The sequence below is a fragment of the Streptomyces sp. NPDC007346 genome, assembly GCF_040703535.1.
In the GTDB taxonomy this organism is placed as follows: Bacteria; Actinomycetota; Actinomycetes; order Streptomycetales; family Streptomycetaceae; genus Streptomyces.
This window is the reverse complement of sequence record NZ_JBEYKR010000002.1, coordinates 87,052-106,077: the sequence shown is the minus strand read 5'-3', so window position 1 is coordinate 106,077 and position 19,026 is coordinate 87,052. Positions and strand designations below refer to the sequence as shown.

General features: G+C 72.5%; 12 protein-coding genes. 3 read left to right on the top strand and 9 right to left on the bottom strand.

Annotated elements, in window-relative coordinates; genetic code table 11:
• Positions 1–7 precede the first annotated feature (7 nt).
• From AB0917_RS01270 to AB0917_RS01240, 7 genes are all read right to left on the bottom strand, one after another.
• A complete protein-coding gene (locus AB0917_RS01270; protein ID WP_366817354.1) occupies positions 8–2,554 on the bottom strand; it encodes a Tox-REase-5 domain-containing protein in 2,547 nt (848 codons plus the stop codon).
• 276 nt (positions 2,555–2,830) lie between these two features.
• A complete protein-coding gene (serA, locus tag AB0917_RS01265) occupies positions 2,831–4,423 on the bottom strand; it encodes a phosphoglycerate dehydrogenase (protein ID WP_366817353.1) in 1,593 nt (530 codons plus the stop codon).
• Positions 4,424–4,749: 326 nt separating this feature from the next.
• The gene (ilvC, locus tag AB0917_RS01260; RefSeq protein WP_366817352.1) at positions 4,750–5,751 is read right to left on the bottom strand and encodes a ketol-acid reductoisomerase; all 1,002 of its coding nucleotides are present in this window, start codon (positions 5,749–5,751) and stop codon (positions 4,750–4,752) included.
• Between the two features lie 123 nt (positions 5,752–5,874).
• A complete protein-coding gene (gene ilvN / locus AB0917_RS01255; protein WP_366817351.1) occupies positions 5,875–6,402 on the bottom strand; it encodes an acetolactate synthase small subunit in 528 nt (175 codons plus the stop codon).
• Between the two features lie 23 nt (positions 6,403–6,425).
• The gene (locus tag AB0917_RS01250) at positions 6,426–8,282 is read right to left on the bottom strand and encodes an acetolactate synthase large subunit (protein ID WP_366817350.1); all 1,857 of its coding nucleotides are present in this window, start codon (positions 8,280–8,282) and stop codon (positions 6,426–6,428) included.
• 218 nt (positions 8,283–8,500) lie between these two features.
• On the bottom strand, positions 8,501–11,320 hold the full coding sequence (locus AB0917_RS01245) for an EAL domain-containing protein (RefSeq protein WP_366817349.1): 2,820 nt from the start codon (positions 11,318–11,320) through the stop codon (positions 8,501–8,503).
• 325 nt (positions 11,321–11,645) lie between these two features.
• Complete coding sequence (locus tag AB0917_RS01240) at positions 11,646–12,608, bottom strand: 2-hydroxyacid dehydrogenase (protein ID WP_366817348.1); 963 nt, start codon at positions 12,606–12,608, stop codon at positions 11,646–11,648.
• 164 nt (positions 12,609–12,772) lie between these two features.
• On the opposite strand from AB0917_RS01240, the gene AB0917_RS01235 reads away from it, so the two are divergent.
• The 3 genes from AB0917_RS01235 to AB0917_RS01225 all read left to right on the top strand — a co-directional run bounded on the left by AB0917_RS01235 (position 12,773) and on the right by AB0917_RS01225 (position 15,449).
• Positions 12,773–13,729: an aldo/keto reductase gene (locus AB0917_RS01235; protein WP_366817404.1), complete on the top strand. Its 957-nt coding sequence runs from the start codon at positions 12,773–12,775 to the stop codon at positions 13,727–13,729.
• A gap of 136 nt (positions 13,730–13,865) precedes the next feature.
• Complete coding sequence (locus AB0917_RS01230) at positions 13,866–15,077, top strand: PQQ-dependent sugar dehydrogenase (RefSeq protein ID WP_366817347.1); 1,212 nt, start codon at positions 13,866–13,868, stop codon at positions 15,075–15,077.
• A gap of 48 nt (positions 15,078–15,125) precedes the next feature.
• Complete coding sequence (locus AB0917_RS01225; protein WP_366817346.1) at positions 15,126–15,449, top strand: DUF6191 domain-containing protein; 324 nt, start codon at positions 15,126–15,128, stop codon at positions 15,447–15,449.
• A gap of 2 nt (positions 15,450–15,451) precedes the next feature.
• Here the strand turns inward: AB0917_RS01225 and AB0917_RS01220 are convergent, their stop codons facing one another.
• A complete protein-coding gene (locus tag AB0917_RS01220; protein ID WP_366817345.1) occupies positions 15,452–18,580 on the bottom strand; it encodes an AAA family ATPase in 3,129 nt (1,042 codons plus the stop codon).
• A gap of 104 nt (positions 18,581–18,684) precedes the next feature.
• Entirely contained in the window at positions 18,685–18,855 is a 171-nt protein-coding gene (locus tag AB0917_RS01215; RefSeq protein WP_366817344.1) for a hypothetical protein, read from the bottom strand.
• Between the last annotated feature and the right edge of the window lie 171 nt (positions 18,856–19,026).

The window sequence follows — 19,026 nt, the reverse complement described above, 5'->3', positions numbered from 1 at the left end:
TACTCGGCTACCCGTCGAAGGCCCCGGGCTTCCTGGTGCTGTCGCCGGGTTTCGTCGGGCTGTGGACCACCTTGACGGGCAGGCCCTCGTCCCGGAACGTCCTGCGGGCCGCCTTCGCGACCTCCGGGTCGGAGAAGTGCCACTCCACGGGCTTGCCGCCGGACGCCTCCACCTGGGCGCGGGCCTCGGTCACGAACTTCTCCCTGCCGGAGGGGGTGAGGGTGCCGGGGTCGGACTTGGACAGATAGCTGCCGTAGCCGTTCTTGGCCTCCAGATACGTCTGCCGGGAGGAGTCCCAGCCGTCGTACTCGACCGCCGGCCTGCCCTCGCGCGGATGCGGTACGACGTACTCCTGGCCCCGGTTGGTCCCGGTGATCTGCTCCTGGTAGCGGAGCCAGGACTCGTTCTTCCAGTTGGGCGCGGGGTTGCGGTCCCGGCTCGCCCAGTAGCCGTCGCCCGCGTCCACGTCGCCGAGCGTGCGGCTCTTCAGGTCGTCCGCCCAGGACGGCGGGTTGTAGTTGCGCGGGTCGGAGGTGTCGTTGCGCCGGGGCTCGGGGTACTGCTTCTTCTCCAGCTCCGCCTTGCGCGCCCGCTCCGGCTCCTCCAGCCGCTTCTGCTCCAGGTGCGCGGCCCGCTCCTGTTTGCGGGCTTCCGCCGCCGCGGCCTTGGCCGCCTCGTCGCAGCCGCCGTCGGCCAGGACCACCCGACCCGGGGAGCCGCCCGCCAGCACCCCCGTACCGGAGCCGGCGACTCCGCCGGTCCCGTACCGCACGGACGGTGGCCCGGAGGCGATGGCACAGCCGGTGCGGCGGGCCGCGTCCTCGGCGCTGTCCGCCGCCTCGTCCGCCTCCTTCGCCGCCTTGCGTACGCCGTCGAGGTCCCCCGCCTCCGCCGCCTTGCGGGCCCGCCGGGCCGCCGCGCCCGCGTCGCCCGCCGCGTCCGCGACCTCGGAGGCCACCTTGCCGACCTTGCCGAGCTTCCCGGTCTTGCCGACCACCTTGGCGACGTTGTAGCCGGGGATGAAGATCGATCCGACGTTCCAGATCACATCGGTGACGGCCCGGGTCTTCTCCCCGTTGTCCCAGCGCTCGCGGACCTCGTCCCCGACGAAGACGGCGTCCCCGACCGTGACCACGGTGTTGACGGAGGCCTTGCCCCAGTCCAGGAGCGCGCCCAGGTAGTCGCCGTCGCTCCACTTGTCGCCCGCGCCCTGGGAGTCCTGCGTCCACCGGTCGCCGAGCTGCCGTCCGTACTCCGCGAGACCGGCCCAGGTCTCGGGCTTGAACAGGTCGATGATCCCGGAGATGTCGCCCCAGAGGCCGTCGACCACCAGGCCCTTGAAGACCTGGGTCGTACGGTCCCAGGCGCAGCCGAAGAAGCCCCAGCCGCCGCAGTCCTCCTGCTCACCGGCCTTCTCTCCCCCGCCGCCTTCACCGTCCCCCTCGGCGGAGGCGGGTACGTCGTGGGCGGCCTCGGGCTCCTCGTAGTCCTCGGGGAAGGTGTCCTCGCCGGTGCCGGGGCGCCCGTCGTCGTCGGGGCCACCGGTGCCGCCGGTGCCTCCTGTACTGCCGGTGCCGCCCGTGCCGCCGGTTTCACCGGTGCCGCCGGTTCCGCCCGTGCCGCTGGTCTCGCCCGTGCCGCTGGTTCCGCTCGTGCCTCCTGGACTGCCGGTTCCGCCCGTGCCGCCGGTTCCGCCGGTGTTTCCCGTGTTGCCCGTACCGCCTGTGGCGTCGCCGCCGGAGGTCCCCGTACCGCCCGTGACGGTCGACCCGGCGTCCGTACTTCCGGACGCGCTACCGGACGCCCCTTCGGACGCACCGCCGTCGACGCCCCCGTCGGCCCCTTGTGCCGAACCGCCCCCGCCCGCCCCCGTCCCGCCCGACGTGTCCCCCGCCTCCACCGAGCCGCTGCCGCCCGAGACCGGGCACGAGCTGCCGGTCAGCGAGCAGATCGCCGACTGGAGCCCCTCCGTGATCCGGCCGCCGAGGCCCCCCACCGTCAGCGCCGCGATCAGCGCGACGACGATCAGGACCAGGCCCAGGTACTCCAGCGCGGACTGCCCCCGGTCCCGGCGCCAGGTGATCATGTACGGGAGCGAGAACCTGGGCGGCTCCCCGCGCTCCCGGGGCGGCAGCAGGAACCACGCCCGGCTCCGCGCCCGGCTCAGCAGCACCAGGATCACGACGGGCAGCACCAGCTGTGTGAGCCCGTCCGGCGAACCGTCCGCCAGGTTGCCGAGGCCGCCGATGATCAGCCAGAGCTGGACGGCGACGATCCCCCACCGGACGCGCCGGCCGCCCGTACGCAGGTGCCGGGCGAGCAGCGCGCAGAGCACCCCGGGCGCGGAGGCGTAGAGCAGGATGCCGAGCACCTGGGCGCCCATGGCGTCGGCGGCGAGCGCGGAGCCGGAGAGGCCGATCGCGCCGAGGACCGTCGCGCCGAGCAGGACGAGGAGCAGCACCCGCACCACGGCGAGCGGGCCCGGGAGGTCACGCCGGGGGGCCGCGGCCGGAGCCGGACCGCCCGCTAGGGGTATGCCACCGACAGCAGACATACGTGCTCCGACCCCCGGTGCCCCTGAGTGACCTGACAACCGGTCACCCTAGGGTCGCGCCACCTCGGCCGTCGTGGGCCCCAGGACCCAACGCGGGGCCCACACGGGCGGGTTGTCCGTGCGGACGGACGACGAACCCGGCAGCCGGGCGCCCCTGGTGAAGGAGCGCCCGGCTGCCGGGTACGGAGCGGGGCTGTGCGTGCGTGCGTGCGTCTACACGCCTACACGTATGCGCGTCTCCCCATGCCTACGCGTCTATGTGTCTATGTGTCCGCGTCAGTCGGTGAGGTTCACCGAGCGGGCCGAGGAGGCGCCGATCTCGTCGGCGATCTCGGTCAGCACCGTCTGCGGGACGGTCTCGTCGACGGTGAGGACCACCAGGGCCTCGCCGCCCTCCGCTGCCCGCGAGACCTGCATGCCCGCGATGTTCAGACCGGCCTCGCCGAGGATCTTGCCGACCGCGCCGACCACACCGGGACGGTCCTGGTAGCGCAGGACGACCATGTGGTCGGCGAGCGCCAGGTCCACGTCGTGCTCGCCGATGGCCACGATCTTCTGGAGGTGCTTCGGGCCCGCCAGCGTGCCGGAGACCGCGACCTCCTCGCCGCTGGAGAGGGTGCCGCGCACGGTCACCACGTTGCGGTGGTCGGGCGACTCGGAGCTGGTGGTGAGGCGGACCTCGACCCCGCGCTCCTGGGCGAAGAGCGGGGCGTTGACGTAGGAGACGGTCTCGTCGACGACGTCCTCGAAGACGCCCTTGAGCGCCGAGAGCTCCAGCACCTTGACGTCGTGCTGGGTGATCTCGCCGTACACCTCGACGTCGAGCCGGGCCGCCACCTCGCCCGCGAGCGCGGTGAAGATCCGGCCGAGCTTCTCGGCGAGCGGCAGGCCGGGGCGTACGTCCTCGGCGATGACACCGCCCTGGACGTTGACCGCGTCCGGGACCAGCTCACCGGCGAGCGCGAGGCGGACGGACTTGGCGACCGCGATGCCCGCCTTCTCCTGGGCCTCGTCGGTGGAGGCGCCCAGGTGCGGGGTGCAGACGACCTGGTCGAACTGGAAGAGCGGGGAGTCCGTGCAGGGCTCCTTCGCGTACACGTCGAGGCCGGCGCCGGCGACGCGGCCCTCCTTGAGGGCCGAGTACAGCGCGTCCTCGTCCACGATGCCGCCCCGTGCGGCGTTGACGATGCGGACCGAGGGCTTCACCTTGTGCAGCGCCTCGTCCCCGATGAGACCGAGGGTCTCGGGGGTCTTGGGCAGGTGCACGGTGATGAAGTCGGCGACCTCCAGGAGCTCGTCCAGGCTGAGGAGCTTGACGCCCATCTGCGCGGCGCGGGCCGGCTGGACGTAGGGGTCGTAGGCGACGATCTTCATGCCGAAGGCCGACATGCGCTGCGCGACCAGGACGCCGATGCGGCCGAGGCCGACGACGCCGAGGACCTTCTCGCTGAGCTCGACCCCGGTGTACTTGGAGCGCTTCCACTCGGCGTTCTTCAGGGCGGTGTTGGCCTGCGGGATGTTGCGCGCGGTGGCGACCAGCAGACCGCAGGCCAGCTCGGCGGCGGTGACGATGTTGGAGGTCGGGGCGTTGACGACCATCACGCCGGCCTTGGTGGCCGAGGAGACGTCGACGTTGTCCAGACCGACGCCCGCGCGGGCGACGACCCGCAGCTTCTTCGCGGCGGCGATGGCCTCGGCGTCGACCTTCGTGGCGGAACGCACCAGGATGGCGTCGACGTCGGCGAGCGCGGGGAGAAGCTCGGCGCGGTCCGCGCCGTTGCAGTGCCGGATCTCGAAATCCGGACCCAGAGCGTCGACCGTGGCGGGCGACAGCTCTTCAGCGATGAGTACGACAGGTTTCGAGCTCACGTGAGTCCTCACAAGTCCAGTGCGGACGGCCGTCCCGACGGCCGCAGGCGGTTGGAGGGGCTAGCCGCGTGGTAGACGCACGACACTGTGGGCCCTGACGCGTACATGTGTTGAGAAGTGTAGTGGTGCGGAGGGCCGTCCACTGCGCCCCCGTGGAAGGATCACCCGCACGAGGGTGTCCGTGGTGTACATCCGTACGGGACCACCGCGTCCGCCACCGGCTCGCACCCGGTTTCCGCAGTGACACGGGGATGTGAGACGGAGATGTGCGACAGGTGGTGCGGGGCGGGGGCGGACCCGTGCGGGCCCGCCCCCGCCCCCGAGACCTACGCCTCTTCGTCGTTCACCCAGCTCATGAGCTTGCGCAGCTCACGGCCGGTGGTCTCCAGCAGGTGGTCGCCGTCGGCCTTCTTGTACTCGTTGTACTTGGGCAGACCGTTGTGGTACTCGGCCATCCAGGCCTTGGCGAAGGTGCCGTCCTGGATCTCGGCGAGGACCTTCTTCATCTCGGCCTTGGTGGCGTCGGTGATGATCCGCGGGCCGGTGACGTAGTCGCCCCACTCGGCGGTCTCCGAGATGGACCAGCGCATCTTCTCCAGGCCGCCCTCGTACATGAGGTCGACGATGAGCTTCAGCTCGTGCAGGCACTCGAAGTACGCGATCTCCGGCTGGTAGCCGGCCTCGGTCAGCGTCTCGAAACCGGCCTTGACCAGGGCGGCGGTGCCACCGCAGAGGACGGCCTGCTCACCGAAGAGGTCGGTCTCGGTCTCCTCGGTGAAGGTGGTCTTGATGACGCCGGCCCGCGTGCCGCCGATGCCCTTGGCGTACGACAGGGCCAGCTCCAGGCCCTTGCCCGAGGCGTCCTGCTCGACGGCCACGATGCAGGGAACGCCGCGGCCCTCCTCGTACTGGCGGCGGACCAGGTGGCCGGGGCCCTTCGGGGCGACCATGCAGACGTCGACGTTGGCCGGCGGCTTGATGAAGCCGAAGCGGATGTTCAGGCCGTGGCCGAAGAACAGCGCGTCGCCGTCCTTGAGGTTGTCCTTGACGGACTCCTCGTAGACCTGCGCCTGGATCGGGTCCGGGACGAGGATCATGATGACGTCGGCCTCGGCGGCGGCCTCGGCAGGGGTCACCACGCGCAGGCCCTGCTCCTCGGCCTTGGCCTTGGACTTCGAGCCCTCGTGCAGACCGACGCGGACGTCGACGCCGGAGTCACGGAGCGACAGCGCGTGGGCGTGGCCCTGGCTGCCGTAACCGAGAACCGCGACCTTGCGGCCCTGGATGATGGACAGGTCGGCATCGTCGTCGTAGAACAGCTCGGCCACTGGGTCTTCTCCTTGGTGTGCAGGTGTTGCGTCCCACCGTACGGCGGGGGCGTCGTGTACGTGATCGGGTCTCGCCATGCGAGCGGCGCGGCGGCGGCTCGCCTCGGGTCTCCCCGCCGGGGGTCAGGCCGAGCGGTCGAGGGCGCGCAGGGACCGGTCGGTGATCGAGCGCGAGCCTCGCCCTATGGCGATGGTGCCGGACTGGACGAGCTCCTTGATGCCGTACTGCTCCAGCATCTTGAGCATCGCCTCCAGCTTGTCGGCCCCTCCGGTCGCCTCGATCGTCACGGCCTCCGGGGAGACGTCGACGGTCTTGGCGCGGAACAGCTGGACGATCTCGACGATCTGGGAGCGGGTCTCGCTGTCGGCGCGGACCTTCACCAGGACGAGCTCCCGCTGGATCGCAGCGGTGGGCTCGAGTTCGACGATCTTCAGGACGTTGACCAGCTTGTTGAGCTGCTTGGTCACCTGCTCCAGGGGCAGGTCCTCGACATTCACGACGATGGTGATGCGGGAGATGTCGGGGTGCTCGGTGGTACCGACCGCGAGCGAGTCGATGTTGAAGCCGCGTCGGGAGAACAGGGCGGTGATCCGGGCGAGGACACCTGGCTTGTTCTCGACCAGGACGGAGAGCGTGTGCTTTTCGGACATGGAGTCGTATCTCTCTCTGTCTCTCAGTCGTCTTCGTTGTCGCCGAAGTCCGGGCGGACGCCGCGGGCGGCCTGGACCTCGTCGTTGGAGGTGCCGGCGGCGACCATCGGCCAGACCATGGCGTCCTCGTGGACGATGAAGTCGATCACGACGGGGCGGTCGTTGATGGAGTTGGCCTCTTCGATGGCCTTGTCCAGGTCGGCCGGGTCCTCGCAGCGGATCGCGTAGCAGCCCATGGCCTCGGACAGCTTGACGAAGTCCGGGACGCGGGTGCCCTTGGCGGGCAGGCCGTCCGTGTCCGTGCCGGAGTGCAGCACGGTGTTGGAGTAGCGCTGGTTGTAGAAGAGGGTCTGCCACTGGCGGACCATCCCCAGGGCGCCGTTGTTGATGACGGCGACCTTGATCGGGATGTTGTTGAGCGCGCAGGTGGTCAGTTCCTGGTTGGTCATCTGGAAGCAGCCGTCACCGTCGATCGCCCAGACGGTGCGGTCGGGGGCGCCGGCCTTGGCGCCCATCGCGGCCGGGACCGCGTAGCCCATCGTCCCGGCGCCGCCGCTGTTGAGCCAGGTGGCGGGCTGCTCGTAGTCGATGAAGTGGGCGGCCCACATCTGGTGCTGGCCGACGCCCGCCGTGAAGATCGTGCCCTCGGGGGCGAGCTTGCCGATGCGCTGGATGACCTGCTGCGGGGAGAGGCTGCCGTCCTCGGGCAGGTCGTAGCCGAGCGGGTAGGTGTCGCGCCAGCGGTTGAGGTCCTTCCACCAAGCGGTGTAGTCGCCGGTACGGCCCTCGGTGTGCTCGGCCTGGACGGCCTGGACCAGGTCGGCCAGGACCTCGCGGGCGTCGCCCACGATCGGGACGTCGGCCGTGCGGTTCTTGCTGATCTCGGCCGGGTCGATGTCGGCGTGGACGATCTTGGCGTACGGGGCGAAGCTGTCCAGCTTGCCGGTGACGCGGTCGTCGAAGCGGGCTCCGAGGGCGACGATCAGGTCGGCCTTCTGCAGCGCGGTGACGGCGGTGACCGCACCGTGCATGCCCGGCATTCCCACGTGCAGCGGGTGGCTGTCGGGGAAGGCGCCGAGCGCCATCAGGGTGGTGGTGACGGGCGCTCCGGTCAGCTCCGCGAGGACCTTCAGCTCGGCGGTGGCCCCGGCCTTGATGACGCCGCCGCCGACGTAGAGCACGGGGCGCTTGGCCTGGGTGATCAGCTTGGCGGCCTCGCGGATCTGCTTGGCGTGCGGCTTGGTGACGGGCCGGTAGCCGGGCAGGTCCTGGGTGGGCGGCCAGCTGAAGGTGGTCTGCGCCTGGAGGGCGTCCTTGGCGATGTCGACGAGGACCGGTCCGGGGCGGCCGGTGGAGGCGATGTGGAAGGCCTCGGCGATGGTGTGCGCGATGTCCTCGGCCTTGGTGACCAGGAAGTTGTGCTTGGTGATCGGCATCGTGATGCCGCAGATGTCGGCTTCCTGGAAGGCGTCGGTGCCGATCGCCTTGGAGGCGACCTGGCCGGTGATCGCGACCAGCGGCACGGAGTCCATGTGCGCGTCGGCGATCGGGGTGACCAGGTTGGTGGCGCCGGGGCCCGAGGTGACCATGCAGACGCCGACCTTGCCGGTGGCCTGTGCGTAGCCGGTGGCCGCGTGCCCCGCGCCCTGCTCGTGGCGGACCAGGATGTGGCGGACCCGGGTGGAGTCCATCAGCGGGTCGTAGGCGGGGAGGATGCAGCCGCCGGGGAGGCCGAATACCGTGTCGGCGCCGACTTCCTCGAGAGAGCGGATGAGGGACTGCGCGCCCGTGAGGTGCTCAACGGTGGCGGACGGCTGTCCGCCGGTACGGGCGCGCGGCTGCGGGTGGTGGGCCCCGGTGGCCTGCTCGGTCATCGGCATTCTCTTCTCGAAGCTGAAGGGTTTACGCGGGTGTTTTACAGCGTTTTGAGAGGTGTCAGGCAACAAAAAACCCCTCGTGCCGTGAGGCAAGCGAGGGGAGCGCGCCGGGTGCGGTCCGCAGAGTGTCGTGGAGTGACTCTGCTTCAGCCGACGCGCTTTCCAAGTACGAGAATTCGGGTGCGCATGGCATTGACCCTCTCTCCGGCACGCATGACGTGTCAAGTGGGTGGGACGGGCGTCTCAGTATGTGATCCGGTGAGCAGGGGGATCGAGCCGCCGGCCATCACCGTACGGGGGCCGGGGACGCCCGGTACGGGGAACTGGCCGCGGACCAGGGCGCGTCGCAGCCGGTACTCGTCGAGCGGGCCGGAGAAGGCCATCCCCTGGCCGTGGGTGCAGCCCATGGCGCGCAGCGCGAGCACCTGCTCGGGGACGTCGACCCCGTCGGCGACGGACTGGAGGCCCAGGTCGCAGGCGATCCGCAGCAGCCCGCTGGTGATCTTGTGGAGCCTGGCCGATTCGACCACCCCGTCCACCAGGTTCCGGTCGAGCTTCAGTACGTCGATGGGGAGGTGGCGCAGCGCGTTGACCGCGGCGAAGCCGCTGCCGAAGCCGTCGAGGGCGATCCGGACGCCGAGGCGGCGCAGGGCCACGAGGCGCCGCTCCAGCTCGTCGAAGGAGATCCGGGGGTCGCTGTCGGCGATCTCGATCATCAGCGCCCCCGAGGGCAGCCCGTGCCGGGTCAGCAGCGCCTCGATGGAGCCGAAGGGCAGGGCCTTGTCCAGCAGCCGGGTGGCGGAGAGCCGTACGGAGACGGCGACGGGGTGTCCGGCCCTGGCCCGGTCGGCGGCCTGCTTCACGGCCTCCTCCAGGAGCCAGCGGCCCAGCTCGGCGGTGCGGTCGTCGTCGCCGGTGACCCGGAGGAACTCGGCGGGGGTGAACAGGATGCCCTGGGCGGAGCGCCAGCGGGCCTGGGCGGCGACGGCGGCGACGGAGCCGCCGGCGAGGTGGACGACGGGCTGGTGCAGCAGGGCGAACTCGCCTTCGCGCAAGGCGGTGCGCAGCCGGGTGGCGAGCTCGGAGCGGCGTACGACGTCGGCCTGCATCTGGGGGGCGTACAGCTCGACCCGGTCCTTGCCGCCGGCCTTGGCGCGGTACATCGCGAGGTCCGCGTTGCGCATGAGGTCGGTGGGGGTGATGCCGGGCTCGGCGAAGGCGACGCCGATGGAGGCGGCCACCCGGACCTCGCTGGGGCCGATCCGGTAAGGCTGGGAGAGGGTGAGGCGGAGCCGGTCGGCGATCTCCTGGACCTGGTACTCCCGGGCGCTCTGGTCGCGGGTGCCGTCGCCCATGATGAGGGCGGCGAACTCGTCGCCGCCGAGCCGGGCCGCGGTGTCGCCGGCCCGGACGGACTCCTGGAGGCGGCGGGCGGCCTGGACGAGCAGCTCGTCGCCCGCCTGGTGGCCGATGGTGTCGTTGACGGCCTTGAAGCCGTCGAGGTCGATGAAGAGCACGGCGGTGCCCGGGTCGCCGGCCCGGCGGCCGGTGAGCGCCTGGCGGACCCGGGAGGTGAACAGGGCCCGGTTGGGCAGGTCGGTGAGCGGGTCGTGCTCGGCGTTGTGCTGCAACTGGGCCTGGAGCCTGACCCGTTCGGTGACGTCCCGGCTGTTGAGCAGGAGCCCGCCCTGGTGCCGGTTGACGGTGGACTCGGCGTGGAGCCAGTCGCCGGTGCCGGAGCGGAAGCGGCACTCGATGCGGGTGGTGGGCTCCTCGTGGGGCGGGGCGGCGAGGAAGCGCCGGACCTCGTGGACGACCCGGCCCAGGTCGTCGGGGTGGATGATCGAGGACAGCTCGGAGCCGACGAGATCCTCCGCGTCGCGCCCGTAGACCCCGGCGGCGGCGGGGCTGACGTAACGCAGGGTGCCGCTGGGGGCGGCGATCATGATGACGTCGCTGGAGCCCTGCACCAGGGAGCGGAAGTGGTTCTCCTTCTGGGCCAGTTCCTGGGTGAGGGAGATGTTGTCGAGGAGCATGATGCCCTGCCGGACGACCAGGGCGAGGACGACCGTGCAGCCGGTGAGGACGACGACCCGGTCCACCCGGCGGCCCTCGACCACGTTGTACAGGATGCCCAGGGTGCAGACGGCCGCGGCGAGATACGGGGTCAGCGCCGCCAGCGATCCGGCGATCGGGCGGCTCGTGGTGCGCGGCGGGTCCGGGCGGTCGGCTCCGGGCACCCGGCGCCGTACCCCCCAGGGGGCGTAGGCCAGGAGCAGCGAGCCGGCGAACCAGCCGGCGTCGAGCAACTGGCCCGAGTGGTAGGTGGAGCGCAGCAGCGGTGAGGTGAACACCGCGTCGCACAGGACGGTCAGCGCCAGGGCGGCGATGGCGGTGTTGACCGCGGAGCGGTTGGCCCCGGAGCGGCGGAAGTGCAGCGCGAGCACCATGGAGACGAGGACGATGTCGAGCAGCGGGTAGGCCAGCGAGAGCGCCGCCGGGCCCACACTGGCCTCCTGGACGCCCGCCAGGTGCGCGGCGTGCGCGAGGGCCAGGCTCCAGGCGAGGGTCAGCAGGGAGCCGCCGATCAGCCAGGCGTCCAGGGCCAGGCAGACCCAGCCGGCCCGGGTGACGGGGCGCTTGGCGAGGACGAGCAGCCCGACGATGGCGGGCGGCGCGAAGCAGAGGAAGAAGGCGTCAGCGGCCGACGGGGTGGGCACGGGGACGCCGAGCACCACCTCGTACCACCCCCAAACGGCGTTGCCGCAGGCCGCCATGGCCGAGGAGAGCGAGAACAGCAGCCAGGCGGGCCGCAGCCGCCCGGCGCTCACCCTGGCGTAGAGGAAGCAGGAGACGGCGGCGACCAGCGCCGCCGCGGCGAGGCCGAAGTCCCCCATGAAGCGGGCCAGTTGCGGTGAGCCCCAGCCGAGGGCCGCTCCCACGGAGTATCCGGCGCAGACGACGCCGAGCAGGATGCGGTACCGCAGCCCCGTGGAGCCCGCGGCGGTCCGCGGCGCGAGCCAGGTCCCCAGCACGCTCACCGGAGGGCTCCCCGTCCCGGACCCGGCCGCCGCCCCGAGGGGAATTCCGGCCACCTTCGGGCGCCGCGCCCGTGCCGCGCCGATGGCCGCCGCAGCCCGCTTCGGTGCCTGGGATCGTCTCTCCATGGCCAGCACATCGCCCGTCGCCCCCTCGCGTTCCGGTGCTCCCCCCGCGCCGCCCCTGCCACGGCGCGGCCCTCCGGTGCGGACGATACACCAGATTCGTCACTCAGGGCCATAGCTTCTCTACGCTCCGTGACGAAATGCGAGGTGGGCGGCGCTGTGTGCATGCTGAACGCACCTCCGGTGTGACCGCCCGGAGCCGTCAGCCGGTGGTGGCGACGACGTTCACCACCGGCTCCCCCGCGGCGAACCGGGTGAGCTGTGCGGCCAGCAGCCACTTGGCGCGCGGTTCGAACGCCGAGGTGCTGCCGCCCACATGAGGCGTGATCAAGACATTCGGAGCATGCCAGAGAGGATGGCCGGACGGCAGCGGTTCCGGGTCGGTGACGTCGAGCGCCGCGCGCAGCCGTCCGGATTCCAGTTCGGCCAACAGGGCCTTGGTGTCCACGACTCCGCCCCGCGCGACGTTGACGAGGAGGGCGCCGTCCGGCATCGCGGCGAGGAAGTCGGCGTCCACCAGCCCCTGCGTGGAGGCGTTGAGCGGGGTGGAGAGGACGACGACGTCCGCCTCGGGCAGCAGGGCCGGAAGGTCGTCGAGCGTGTGTACGGGACCGCGCTCGGTGGTCCGGGCGGAGCGCGCGACGCGCGCGACCCGCGCGCACTCGAAGGGCGCGAGCCGGTCCTCGATGGCGGAGCCGATGGAGCCGTACCCCACGATGAGGACGGACTTGTCGGCGAGCGCCGGGTAGAAGCCGGACCGCCACTCCTCCCTGTCCTGGCCGTGGACGAAGCCGGGGAAGCCGCGCAGGGAGGCCAGGATCAGCGCGAGCGTCAGTTCGGCGGTGGACGCCTCGTGCACCCCTTTGGCGTTGCAGAGGCGTACGCCGGCGTGCAGCAGCCCGAGCCCCGGCTCCACGTGGTCGATGCCCGCGGAGAGCGTCTGCACCACCTGGACGGCGCTCATCCCGCCCATCGGCCGGACGGCGATCTCGGGGCCCTTCATGTAGGGGACGACGTAGTACACGCAGTGCGCGGGGTCGCCGGGGTACTCCGGGCCCCCGTCCCAGTAGAGGTAGTCGAGGCCTTCGGGGAGTCCGTCGATCTCCTCGGCCGGAAAGGGCAGCCATACATCGGCACTCGTCGCGCCGGCAGTCGTCGCAGTCATGGTCAGGAGGCTATGCGACGAGTGTGCGAGCGCTCCAGGACGGCTGATCGAGGACGTCACCGGGCCAGAGGTTAGTTTGGGGTGCGGTACGACCCCGTGACTGCGGGAACGAAGAAGGGTTCGGGGAGTTGGAGCGCAGGACTATCGGGGCGTCGGGGTTCGCCGTGGGCGCGATCGGTCTGGGCTGTATGCCGATGAGCTGGGGTTACAGCGCATCGCAGCAGCTCGGTGACCGTTCGGTGCGTACGGTGCACGCGGCGCTCGACGCCGGTGTCCGGTTGCTCGACACCGCGGACATGTACGGGCCGTTCACCAATGAGCTGCTGGTGGGGCGCGCGCTGAAGGGGCGCCGGTCCGAGGCCTTCCTCTCCACCAAGTGCGGTCTCCTGGTGGGTGATCAGCACATCGTCGCCAACGGGCGCCCCGGTTACGTACGGCGGGCCTGCGACGCCTCGCTGCGGCGGCTCCAGACCGATGTGATCGACCTCTACCAGCTGCACCGGGCCGACCCCGAGGTGCCGGTGGAGGAGACCTGGGGGGCGATGGCGGAGCTGGTGACCGCGGGCAAGGTGCGTTCGCTGGGACTGTGCGCGGTGGGGGCGCGCGCGCCGCGCAGGTCCGGGTCGGGGACGCATGCCGGAACGATCCGGCAGTTGGAGCGGATCCAGCAGGTCTTCCCGGTCAGCGCCGTGGAGGCCGAGCTGTCGGTGTGGTCGCCGGAGGCGCTGGAGGAGCTGCTGCCGTGGTGTGCGGCGCGCGGGGTCGGGGTACTCGCGGCGATGCCGCTGGGCAGCGGCTATCTGACCGGGACGCTCAAGCCGGGGCAGGGGTTCGAGCCCGAGGACCTGCGGGCCCGGCACCCCCGGTTCACCGCCGAGATGATGGCGGCGAACCAGCCGGTCGTGGCCGGCCTGCGGCGGATCGCCCAGCGGCGCGGGGCGAGCGTGGCCCAGGTGGCGCTGGCGTGGGTGCTGCGGCAGGGGCCGCACGTGGTGGCGGTGCCGGGGACGAAGCGGGAGCGGTGGGCGGTGGAGAACGCGCGGGCCGCGGAGGTGGAGCTGGAGGAGGCGGAGCTGGCGGAGATCGCCGGGCTGCCCCCGGCGCGCGGGTCCTGGGACTGAGCGCGGGGGCGCGCATGGGCGTCCGTGGGCCGAGCGCCCGGCGGGAGATGGCAGGACAATGGGGCGCGCCGGGAACTTTGGGCGAGGCCGCGGTGTAGGAACAGTTGGTCAGGCAGCCTTCGAAAGGATCGGTTCAGTGCGCGGTGCTGTGTTCGGATCTGTTCAGTCCCCCTCGGTGCGCAGGGGGGTGGTGGCCGCGCTGGCGACGGCCTCACTGGTCCTGTCCGCCGCGTGCTCCACGGGCGGGGAGGAGGGCTCGTCCGGGACAGGCACCGCTTCGCCGACCGCGTCGCGAAGCTCCGACCCCTCCCCCTCGCCGAGCGCCTCGGCCGACCTGCCGCCCGCCAAGGGCTCGGCGAAGGTCGTCTCGACGCTGACCGAGGGGCTGAAGTCGCCCTGGGGGCTGGCCGCGCTGCCCGGCGGTGACCTGCTGGTCGCCTCGCGGGACGAGGGGACGATCCACCGGATCGACGGCGAGAGCGGGAAGCAGACGCTGCTGGGCTCGGTGCCCGGGGTCTCCCCCGCGGGCGAGGGCGGTCTGCTGGGGCTCGCGGTCCCCTCGACCTTCGGCACGGACGGGTGGGTGTACGCCTACTTCACCACCGCCTCCGACAACCGGATCGTCCGCATGAGTTACGACGAGAAGCGCCCGGAGGGCAAGCAGCTGGGGGCACCGGACACCATCCTGCGCTCCATCCCCAAGGGCAACGTCCACAACGGCGGGCGGATCGCGTTCGGCCCGGACAAGATGCTGTACGCGGGCACCGGCGAGACCGGGGACACCGGGCTCGCGCAGGACAAGGAGTCGCTGGCGGGCAAGATCCTGCGGATGACCCCGGACGGGAAGCCGGTGCACGGCAACCCGGAGGCGGACTCGGTGGTGTATTCGTACGGGCACCGCAATGTGCAGGGGCTCGCCTGGGACGCGCAGAAGCGGCTGTGGGCGGCCGAGTTCGGCCAGAACACCTGGGACGAGCTGAACCTGATCGAGCCCGGCGGCAACTACGGGTGGCCCGAGGTGGAGGGCGAGGGGGGCGAGGACGGGTTCATCGACCCGGTGGCCCAGTGGAAGACCTCCGAGGCCTCGCCCAGCGGTATCGCCTACGCTCAGGGCTCCATCTGGATGGCCGGGCTGCGCGGCGAGCGGCTCTGGCGTATCCCGCTCTCCGGTGACGCGGACGCGGAACCTTTGGCCGACCCCCAGTCGTTCCTGGATGAGAAGCACGGCCGGCTGCGCACCGTGATGAGCGCGGGCGGCGACCGGCTCTGGCTGGTCACCAGCAACACGGACGGCCGAGGCGAGCCGAAGCCGGGGGACGACAGGATCCTGCTGGTCGAAGTGGAGTAGGCGCACGTCCCCGGGCACCACGCGCACCATGTCGGAGGGAGCACGACCGTGTTCAATTTCTTCGAGGAACTCTTCGCCCCGGGGCGCAAGCACGGCGCCGCCGAGCAGAAGAGGCTGGAGCTGAGCCGGGTGGACGTCGCCGCCGGCGATCCGGGGCGCGGTCCGATAGACCTGACCTCCGGCAAGGTGACGGTCCGCGCATCCGGGGCACAAGCGGCCCCGGGCCGCGAGGAGGGGCACGCTCCGCCCCGGATGCGTACGGCGCCCCTGGAACAGGACGCCGTACTCGCCCCGCGCACCCGCCTGGTCACCGGGCCGGTGGGCGGTCGCGGTGCCCGGGGCGCCGGGCGCGACGGGGCGCCCGAGCGCTGAGGTCACGGGGCCGGGTAGAGGCGGAGGCGGTGGGCGAGGGCGGCCGCCTCGCCCCGGGTGGAGACGCCGAGTTTGGCCAGGATGTTGGAGACGTGCACGCTCGCGGTCTTCGGTGAGATGAACAGCTCCTCGGCGATCCGGCGGTTGGTGTGCCCGGCCGCGACCAGCCGGTGCACGTCCTGTTCGCGCGGGGTCAGCCCGAAGGACTCGGCCGCGGCGATCGTGGGGTCCGGGTGCGGCCCGGCCGTGATCACGCGGGCGTCCGGTGCGGCCGGGACCGCCGCCCTTGCCTCCCCGTCGGGGCCGGGCTCCTCCAGGGCGATGCGGGCGCGTGCCGCCAGCTGTTCGATCGCCTCGGCCAGGGGGCGGGCGCCGAGGCGGCGGGCCGACGTGTGGGCGCCGCGCAGCAGGGACATGGCGGCGGCCCGGTCGCCGGGGGCGGTCAGGAGCGCCTCGGCCCAGCGGTGGTGCGTCTGGGCCAGCTCGTAGGGGCGGGAGAGCGGGGCGAAGGCGGTCGCGGCGCGCGCCCAGTGCTCCGGGGTGTCGGTGCCCTCGGCGCGGGCCAGTTCGGCGTCGATGGCCAGTCCGTGGGCGACCCAGACGGGGACGAGCAGCGGCAGCTGTTTGACGTACCGGCGGATCAGGGCCAGCATCGCCGGGCGCCCCGGCTCGGTGGCGGGCAGCCCGCGGGCGTCGGCCTCGATCGCGGCGGCGGCCTGGAGCAGCGGCAGCGCGTACCGCTGGGTGCCGGGCGGGAAGCCCAGCTGGGCCACCGCCTCGAACGCCTCCCGCGCCTCGGCGGTCCGGCCCTGCCCCGCCGCCAGCAGCATGGCATGGCGGACCGGGGTGATCCGGTGCTGGTGCTGCGGGTTGCGCAGCCCGAAGTGCTTGCGGGCGAGGGTGAGTTGCCGCTCCGCCTCGGCCTGCTCCCCGCGGGCCACGGCCAGTTCCGCGCGGTGCACCGCGGCCATGGCCCTGGTCCTGGGGGTGAGGGCCAGTCGCTCCGCACTGGCCGCGGCGGCCTCGCTCCGCGCCCAGCGGCCGAGCGAGAAGTAGGACTGCGCCTGGTTGGCGTACACCCAGGCGCCGGAGTCCGCCAGGCCGTGGGTGTGGCAGACCTCGATGCCGTGGTCGGCGGCGGCCACCGCCTCCAGCGAGCGGCCCATCGCTTCGAGGGAGGAGGGCAGGTTGATGCTGGCCCGGCCGACCAGGTGGACGAGCTTGCGTTCGTCGGCGCGGTCCCGGACCGCGTACATCTCGGCGAGCCCGTCCTCGACGCCGCCCGCGTCGGCGACGAGCCAGCCCCGGGTGAGGCGGGCGTGCAGCTCGATGTACTCGTCGCCGACGAGCCGGGCGTACTCCACCGCCCGGTCGCTGTCGGCCAGTGCCTGCGGGCCCGGCTCGTGCAGCGCCCGCCAACTGGCCACGTGGGTCAGGACGTCGGCGTGCACGGGGGACGGCGGCAGTCCGCGGACCAGCTTCTGCGCGGTGGCCAGCTCCTCCCAGCCGTCGCCCCGGTCGAGCCCCTGCATCAGCCGTGAGCGCTGTACCCAGAACCAGGCGGCCCGCAGCGGGTCGCCCTCGGTCTCCAGGGTCCGCAGGGCCTTCTTGGAGATGGCCAGGGCGCGTTGGCGGTCACCGCCGAAGCGGGCGGCGACGGTGGCCTCGGCCAGCACGTCGAGAAAGCGCAGCGGGGTGGTGGCCGGGTCGTCGCCCGAGGCCGGGTAGACCTCCGCGAAGTCCAGGGGGCGCAGGGTGTTCCGTACCGCCTCGGGCGCCTCCTCCCAGAGCTCCATCGCCCGTTCGAGGAGGCGCAGTTGCTCGGCGTAGGCGTAGCGGCGCCGGGCCTCCACGGCGGCCTGGAGCACCACGGGCAGCGCCTTGGCCGCGTCGTGGGCGGCGTACCAGTAACTGGCCAGGCGGGTGGTGCGTTCGTCCTCCCGGACCAGGGACGGGTCGGCCTCCAGGGCTTCGGCGTACCGGCGGTTGACGCGGGTGCGCTCGCCGGGGAGCAGGTCGTCGCTGACGGCCTCGCGGACCAGGGAGTGGCGGAAGCGGTAGCCGTCGCTGTCGGGGGCGGGTTGCAGCAGGTTGGCGCCGACGGCGGCGCGCAGCGCCTCGTCGAGGTCGTCCTCGCCGAGCCCGGCGACGGCTGCCAGCAGTTCGTGCTCGACGAAGGAGCCGCCCTCGGCGACGATCCGGGCGAGCCGCTGGGCGTGGTCCGGGAGCGCCTCGACCCGTACGAGCAGGAGGTCGCGCAGGGACTCGGAGAGGTAGGAGCTGTCGCCGCAGCACTCCATGGAGCGGGCCAGCTCCTCGACGAAGAAGGCGTTGCCGTCGGAGCGGTCGAAGATCTCGTCGACCACACCGGCCCCGGGCTCCCCGGCGAGGATGGAGGTGAGCTGGCGGCCGACCTCGGCGTGGCTGAACCGGCCGAGTTCGATCCGGGTCACCGTGCGCAGCCGGTCCAGCTCCGCCAGGAGCGGGCGCAGGGGGTGGCGGCGGTGGATGTCGTCGGCGCGGTAGGTCCCGACGACCATGAGGCGGCCGCTGCGCAGGGTGCGGAAGAGGTAGGCGAGCAGGTGCCGGGTGGAGGCGTCCGCCCAGTGCAGGTCCTCCAGGACGAGGACGACCGTGCGGTCGGCGGAGACCCGCTCCAGGAGCCGGACGGTGAGCTCGAAGAGGCGGGCGGTGCTGTGCTCGTCGTTGGCGTCGCGGTGGGCCTCGCCCAGCTCGGGCAGGAGCCGGGCCAGCTCGCCCTCGTGGCCGGCGCCGGCGGCGGCCATCTCCTCGGGCAGGGTGCGCAGCAGGGCCCGCAGGGCGGCGGGGAAGGGGGCGTACGGCAGCCCTTCGGCACCGATCTCCACACAGCCGCCGACGGCCACCGCCGCATCGCGGCGGACCGCCCGGCCGAGGAACTCCTCGACCAGCCGGGTCTTTCCGACGCCCGCCTCGCCGCCGATCAGCAGCGCCTGCGGTTCGCCCGCTCCGGCGCGGGCGAGGGCTTTGGTGAGTCTGGCGAGTTCCGCGGCGCGTCCGACGAACTGGGGGCTGACTGGCCTGGTCTCCACGGTGTGGAGCATCGCATACGGGACGACGAGGGCGGCAGCGTCCTCCCCTCTGGTGATCATGGTCCCGAGCTGCTCCGGCCCCGCCGGGGCGGGACCGGAGTGCGGTGCGGTGGGTGCCGCGAGGCCGGGGGGCGCCTGGGCGGGTCCCGGGGGCGGGGCCACCGTCAGGCGGCGTGGACGAAGTGGAGGTCCTGGCTCACCCGCTCTCCGGGGTCTCCGCGCCCGGTACGGCGGGCGGCCCGGCGGGCGAGGCGGGCCGCGCGGACCTCGCGCGCGGCGTCGGCCCTGCGGATCAGCTCGTCGGAGGTGATGCGGTACAGCTCGTACTCGTACATGGGGTGCTCTCCCTGGTGCCGGTCACGACAGCGGCGGGAAGCCGGTCGGCCGGGCGGCCGGGGCTCTGATTCCGCCGTGCCTCCACTGTCGTGGGCCAGGGGGTGCGGCCACATCGGGCGAGTGCCGCATCTTCGCCGGGCGGGGGGCCTTAGGCGCGGGCGCCGGATGCC